General features: G+C 32.2%; 6 protein-coding genes. 1 reads left to right on the top strand and 5 read right to left on the bottom strand.

What is annotated here, in order from left to right:
* From DW269_RS11575 to DW269_RS11555, 5 genes are all read right to left on the bottom strand, one after another.
* The coding region (locus DW269_RS11575; RefSeq protein WP_117460083.1) for a sugar phosphate nucleotidyltransferase at positions 1-707 on the bottom strand (707 nt) is incomplete at its 3' end.
* A 96-nt stretch (positions 708-803) separates the two neighbouring features.
* Positions 804-1,088: a Dabb family protein gene (locus DW269_RS11570; RefSeq protein ID WP_006504446.1), complete on the bottom strand. Its 285-nt coding sequence runs from the start codon at positions 1,086-1,088 to the stop codon at positions 804-806.
* A gap of 3 nt (positions 1,089-1,091) precedes the next feature.
* The gene (locus tag DW269_RS11565; protein WP_117460081.1) at positions 1,092-1,883 is read right to left on the bottom strand and encodes an Mrp/NBP35 family ATP-binding protein; all 792 of its coding nucleotides are present in this window, start codon (positions 1,881-1,883) and stop codon (positions 1,092-1,094) included.
* A 434-nt stretch (positions 1,884-2,317) separates the two neighbouring features.
* Positions 2,318-3,688, bottom strand: a complete 1,371-nt coding sequence (locus tag DW269_RS11560; RefSeq protein ID WP_117460079.1) for an aldehyde dehydrogenase family protein — start codon at positions 3,686-3,688, stop codon at positions 2,318-2,320.
* Positions 3,689-3,858: 170 nt separating this feature from the next.
* Positions 3,859-4,557, bottom strand: coding sequence for a DUF6088 family protein (locus tag DW269_RS11555; protein ID WP_117460077.1), 699 nt, complete (start codon positions 4,555-4,557; stop codon positions 3,859-3,861).
* A 221-nt stretch (positions 4,558-4,778) separates the two neighbouring features.
* Between DW269_RS11555 and DW269_RS11550 the strand changes: the two genes are divergently transcribed.
* Positions 4,779-5,975 (top strand): ATP-binding protein, encoded by a 1,197-nt coding sequence (locus tag DW269_RS11550; protein WP_117460075.1) that lies wholly within the window; start codon positions 4,779-4,781, stop codon positions 5,973-5,975.
* Positions 5,976-6,146: the final 171 nt, after the last annotated feature.

Raw genomic sequence — 6,146 nt, 5'->3', positions numbered from 1 at the left:
TCAAAGAATTCTACAAAACCTTCTTTTAAAGTATTTACGAATTCAGGAGTTAATCCCCAGAAGTTCATAGATACATTTACGTTAGGATCAATTTCTTTATCTCCTACACGTGCCCCAGTAGAAGTCTTTTCAATATTCTTAGTTTCTTCTACATCAGTTAAGTATCCTTCTTCATTCACTGCACAGATACCTCTAGTCACACCACCATTATCACTTAAAGTATTCTTTAAGATAAATCCTGCCATCGCAAGATGATCTGGCTTTTCAGGTGTATAGTCTAATAAGAAATCATGAATCTGTACAAATGCTTCCTTTCCATAATAGTCATCTGCATTAATAACTGCGAATGGTTCATTAATTAAACCATCACAAGCAAGAACTGCCTGTCCAGTACCCCAAGGCTTAGTACGTCCTTCGGGACATTCAATACCTTCTGGTAATGCCTTTAAATCCTGGAATGCATAAGCAATTTCTACATCGTACTTCTTAGCGACTTCTTCAATACGATTCCCAATAACTTCTCTGAAGTCCTCTTCAATATCCTTGCGGATAATAAAGATAATTTTGTTGAAACCAGCGGCAATTGCATCATGGATTGAATAATCCATAATAATTTCACCATTAGGTCCTACAGGCTCTAACTGCTTGATTCCTCCACCAAAACGTGAACCAATACCAGCAGCCATAATTACTAAAGCTGTATTCATAATATAATCCTCCGTCAAACATGATAACTATATTATACAACGAAAGTTATGTAATAGATATGTAAATAAAAAAACTCAGGAAATTCCTGAGTTATATTAGATAGTGAAGTCTACACAAGCTCTTACTTCAGCATTTTCCTTTGCGATTTTCGCAACAGCTAAATGTCTAGGATCATTTGCATAGCTTGATAGATCTTCCATATTATCAAATTCCATAACTAATGAAACATCATATGTTTCATTAGGATTTTCATTTCTTCCAACATGTAAAGAACGGATACCATCAATCTGTCCTACAAGTCCCTTTAATCCTTCTACAAACTGATTCTGTAGATCTTCTGTACCTTCTTTAAATTTCCATACAACAACGTGCTGAATCATTTCTTAGTCCTCCTTCATTAATTCATTCACTATAGGCATAAGTTCCATCTGTGTAATTGTTTCAATAAGACCTGCATCTACGACTTTAGTAATTGCAGGATCCATTGGTAAACGACATACAGTAGAAATATTAAACTTCTTCGCAATTTCATCTATATGACTCTCACCAAATAAATAATGTTTATTTCCACAATCTGGACAGATATAGTAACTCATGTTCTCAACAAGACCTAAAATAGGAATATTCATCATCTGTGCCATATTCACTGATTTCTCTACAACCATGCTGACCAGTTCCTGTGGTGAAGACACCGTAATAATACCATCTACAGGAAGAGATTGGAAGACTGTAAGAGGAACATCTCCAGTTCCTGGAGGCATATCGACAAATAAATAATCTAATTCACCCCAATAGACATCAGTCCAGAACTGAGTTACTGTATTAGATATTAAGCTTCCTCTCCATACAACAGGATCAGTAGGATTATCCAACATTAAGTTTAAAGAAACAATCTTAATACCTGTACGTGTTTCAGCAGGAATAATACCTTTATCATTTCCATAAAGTTTCTCAGTTAAACCAAAAGCCTGCGGAATAGAAGGTCCTGTAATATCCGCATCTAGAATACCTACATTATACCCAATACGGTGCATCATGACTGCAAGTAATGATGTCATTAAACTCTTACCTACACCACCCTTACCACTTGTAACTGCAATAACATGTTTAATATGGGAATTCTTATTTAAATCTTTATGAAGATCCTTATTAAAATACTTATCATATTCACCCATTTTATTCACCTCATTTATTATTATACATGAAATAAAATAAAAAATGCTGATTAACGAACTATATAACCAGCATACATGGTGATGGCAAATAAGATTAACACACAAATAATCTTAGATACTGCCCAAGCAATTTCGTATCTCATTGTTCCTCTCTCCTTTTCTATACTTAGTATAGAATAAGAGGAGAAATACAAATATCATTGCAAGCACAAGAATACATAAATATTAAGTAAAAAAACTAGAGAAATGAATCTCTAGTTTACACTCAATGAGTGGCAGATAGAAGTATAGTTCCCATAATCATAACAGCAATTAATTTTGAACCTAACCAGTATAAATTGTACTTCATATCCATCACCCTTTCTTTTACTACACTCAGTATAGTAAAGAAAGGGTTAAGAAGAAATCACACTCACATTAAGTGTTCGTAAGTATTACTTTAAGAAACGTTTGATCCACTTCATTTTATCATCAGTGAGTGGATAATATCTAAATGGTAAATCAATACGTGTACTCTTATGTAATACAGAACGACGATGAGAGAATGTCTCAAAAGTAAACTTACCATGATAATAACCAATACCACTTGCACCTACACCACCAAATGGGAGTGTATTAGTCGCAAAATGACTCACTGTATCATTAATACATGCATCACCAAAGCTACATAAATCTAAAATCTTATTGGCATGATATGAGTCATTAGAAAATAAATAGAGGGCAAGAGGCTTATCATGACTATTAATATATTGAATTGCTTCTTCAATTCTATTGTATTCTACGAGTGGAAGAATAGGTCCAAAGATTTCTTCTTCCATTAAAGGATTATCAAAATCTACATCATTCACAATAGTAGGTGCAATCTTTAAATGTTCTTCATCCACTTCTCCACCAATAAGAATATCCTGATTCTCTAAGAGTTTCTTTAAACGATCAAATTGTTCTTTATTGATGATCTTACATAAGTTTTCACTTTCTAATGGATGTTCACCAAAGAACTTCTTAATATATTCATCAGCATAATCAATAAAGGCCGCTTTCATACTATCCTTAATTAATATATAATCAGGCGCAATACAAGTTTGACCGGCATTCAAAAACTTACCAAATATAATACGTTTCGCTGCAATCTCCATAGGAATCATATCAGTTAAAATAACAGGAGACTTACCACCTAATTCTAATGTGACAGGTGTTAATGTTTCTGCCGCTTTCATATAGATTTCTTTTCCTGCTTTCTTACCACCAGTAAAGAAAATATAATCAAAAGGTAAATTAACAAGTTCCTTAGAAACCTCTAAACCACCCTCAGCACAATAGGCATGTCCTTTATCAAAACATGTATCAATGAGCTGCGCTACAATAGCGGAAGTATGTGGTGTCTGTTCACTTGGTTTCACTATTGCACAGTTACCTGCTGCAATAGTGCCAATAAGTGGTTCTATCGCAAGTAGGAATGGATAGTTCCAAGGTGAAATAATAAGTGTTACACCATAAGGTTCATAAATCGTATAAGAACGAGAAAAGAACTGATGAAGAGGTGTTTTTACCTTTTCCTTCTTTACCCATTTCTTAATATTCTTTAATGTATATGTACAGGCTTCAAGAGTGAGTCCTATTTCTGTCATATAGGATTCTCCTCTAGATTTACCTAAATCTTTCTCTAAAGCATCTTCTATTAAGTCCATATGGTCTTTAATCCATAGCTTAACACGTTTTATTGCATCTATTCTTAAACTTACATCTCTAGTCATTAATGTGTCATAATACGTTTTTTGGTCATTAAAAATCTTTTCTAAATCCATATCTATCACTTCCTTCTCTAGTATTCTAGTACCTTTCACATTCTAATACAACAGACGAATATAATTCACATAATTCAAAAAACATACTAGATATAATACATGAATTCAATGTGAATAAGATAAGAAATTTATGTGTTTATTTGTGGTTTGTATTTCAAAAACAGTCCACATTAAAGTACAGATTTATAGAATTCCTCTATATCTGGAATAGCATATGATGAGAGCGATGACAAGAACTGATTTAAGGTATTTTCAACCTTAAAGTAGTTTAGAAAACTTTCCAAAAATGCGATAGTTGATTTCTTATACTTTCTATTTTTAAGGACATAAACAGTCGCTTCATCAGCATAATGTCTTGCAAAGTCTTTCATATATGCAGCTAGTGCGGTGTTATTGATATCTTCAATAGACTTATAATTTTGAAGAATTTCTAAAGTTTCAATAATAGGAATTGTTTCAGGTGTTAGAGAAATACTAATATTCATCACATATATATTATGAATATTTTTCTTTTTACCTGGTACAGCAGAGGAAAGAACCTCAACACGTTTACTGATTTGTGTAGTTAAACCTTTTTGATTAAAAAGTCTATACCCAACTACAATTCCCTGATTATCCTTTATATAATGATTAACAATGTCTTTTTCGCTAATTGGGACTGTACCAAACCGTGTATTTTTTGGTCTATAATATAAACCTTTTGTAAGATGTACAAGTATACCTTTCTTGCACATTCTTTCTAATGTTTTATAGTAAGTCATTTCAGGAATCGTACTGAATGATTGGCTATATAAAGCACTTGCTTCTAAAAGTTTATTTTCAGGTTCATGTTCAATTATTGTCTCTATATAATTTGCGTAACTATTCATACGATACCACCTCAATGGCATTGTAAATCATATATATAATGTGTCAAGTAAAATACAAATTTGCTTAAAACATCCATTTTTCTGTTACGGTTTCAAAACTTTAAAATAATTTCATTTTTGAAAGTGGTATCTTGTTCATACAGTTTTAGAACAGTATAATAAGTGTAGTGGTTCAGTTTCAAAACTATAAAAAATTTAAACTTTTGAAAGTGGGTGAATATATGAAAACAATTGTGAGAAAAAACTATCTCAACAGGATCATTGAACTAAAGGATACACCGGACATTAAAATCATTACTGGTATTCGTCGTTCTGGGAAATCTAAACTAATGCAGGCATACATTGAATACCTAAAAACAAATTACGATAATATCAATATAATTTTTATTGATTTTATGGATTTGAAGTTTGAAGAAATCAAGGAATATCATGCACTCCATTCTTATGTAGAACAACATTATGTAGCAGGTAAAATGAATTATCTCTTTGTAGATGAAGTTCAGATGTGTCCAAAGTTTGAGTTAGCTATTAATAGTCTCTATTCTAAAGGAAAGTATGATATCTATGTAACTGGTTCTAATGCTTTCTTGTTGAGTGCTGATCTAGCAACTCTCTTTACAGGACGATATATTGAAATACATGTATTTCCTTTCAGCTTTCAAGAATATTGTGAATATTATAGTGATGTGAGTGATAAGGATAAGCTTTTTGATGAATACTCTTTTAAAGGTGGTTTGGCAGGCTCTTATTTATATCCAAATGATAGGGATAGTGTTACTTATATTAAGGAAGTCTATGAAACTATTGTGACAAGAGATCTAGTTCAAAAGTATGCTTTACCTGATACAACCGTATTACAAAGACTAAGTGAATTCTTGATGGATAATATTAGTAATTTGACTTCTCCAAATAAGGTAAGTCAGCTTTTAACTGCGAATAATGTAGCTACAAGTCATGTGACAGTACGTAAATACATTAAATACTTATGTAACGCTTTTGTATTCTATGATATTAAGAGATATGATATTCGTGGTAAGAAATATTTGGAAAGTTCTGAAAAGTTTTATTTGTGTGATACAGGTATTCGCTATGCTATTTTAGGTAGCAGAAATATGGATTATGGCAGAGTGTATGAGAATATGGTTTGTATTGAACTATTACGTCGAGGTTATGATGTCTACGTTGGAAAACTATATCAGAAAGAGATAGATTTTGTAGCACAAAGAGGTAGTGAAAAAATCTATATTCAGGTGAGTGATAATATTTCAGCACAGGAAACTTTTGAGAGAGAATATTCTCCTTTACTACAAATTAGAGATGCATATCCTAAAATGATTATTGCAAGAACGAGACATCCAAAGTATAGCTATGAAGGTATTGTGATTTATGATATTGCTGAATGGTTATTAGAAGAGTAAATGCTTTAATGGTTCACTTTCAATACTTTAAAAATATTCAACTTTTGAAAGTGAACCTTTCTGTGAATTATTCACTCCTACCTCTTATAATGTGAGGACTTACAACCCTATCATGTCAACCGAAATTGATAATGTCTCAAAAATAATCAAACATTAGCACCACAGCGGTGC

Origin of the sequence: Catenibacterium sp. AM22-6LB (assembly GCF_003435615.1) — a bacterium.
Classification (GTDB): Bacteria; Bacillota_I; Bacilli_A; order Erysipelotrichales; family Coprobacillaceae; genus Catenibacterium; species Catenibacterium mitsuoka_A.
Note: the sequence above shows the minus strand (reverse complement) of the source record. Positions and strands in the feature narration are given on the sequence as shown.

What these genes read in the sequence shown, in the direction of transcription:
- DW269_RS11570 (WP_006504446.1), bottom strand. Translation starts at nt 1,088, where the DNA reads ATGATTCAGCACGTTGTTGTATGGAAATTTAAAGAAGGTACAGAAGAT.
- DW269_RS11565 (WP_117460081.1), bottom strand. Translation starts at nt 1,883, where the DNA reads ATGGGTGAATATGATAAGTATTTTAATAAGGATCTTCATAAAGATTTA.
- DW269_RS11560 (WP_117460079.1), bottom strand. Translation starts at nt 3,688, where the DNA reads ATGGATTTAGAAAAGATTTTTAATGACCAAAAAACGTATTATGACACA.
- DW269_RS11555 (WP_117460077.1), bottom strand. Translation starts at nt 4,557, where the DNA reads ATGAATAGTTACGCAAATTATATAGAGACAATAATTGAACATGAACCT.
- DW269_RS11550 (WP_117460075.1), top strand. Translation starts at nt 4,779, where the DNA reads ATGAAAACAATTGTGAGAAAAAACTATCTCAACAGGATCATTGAACTA.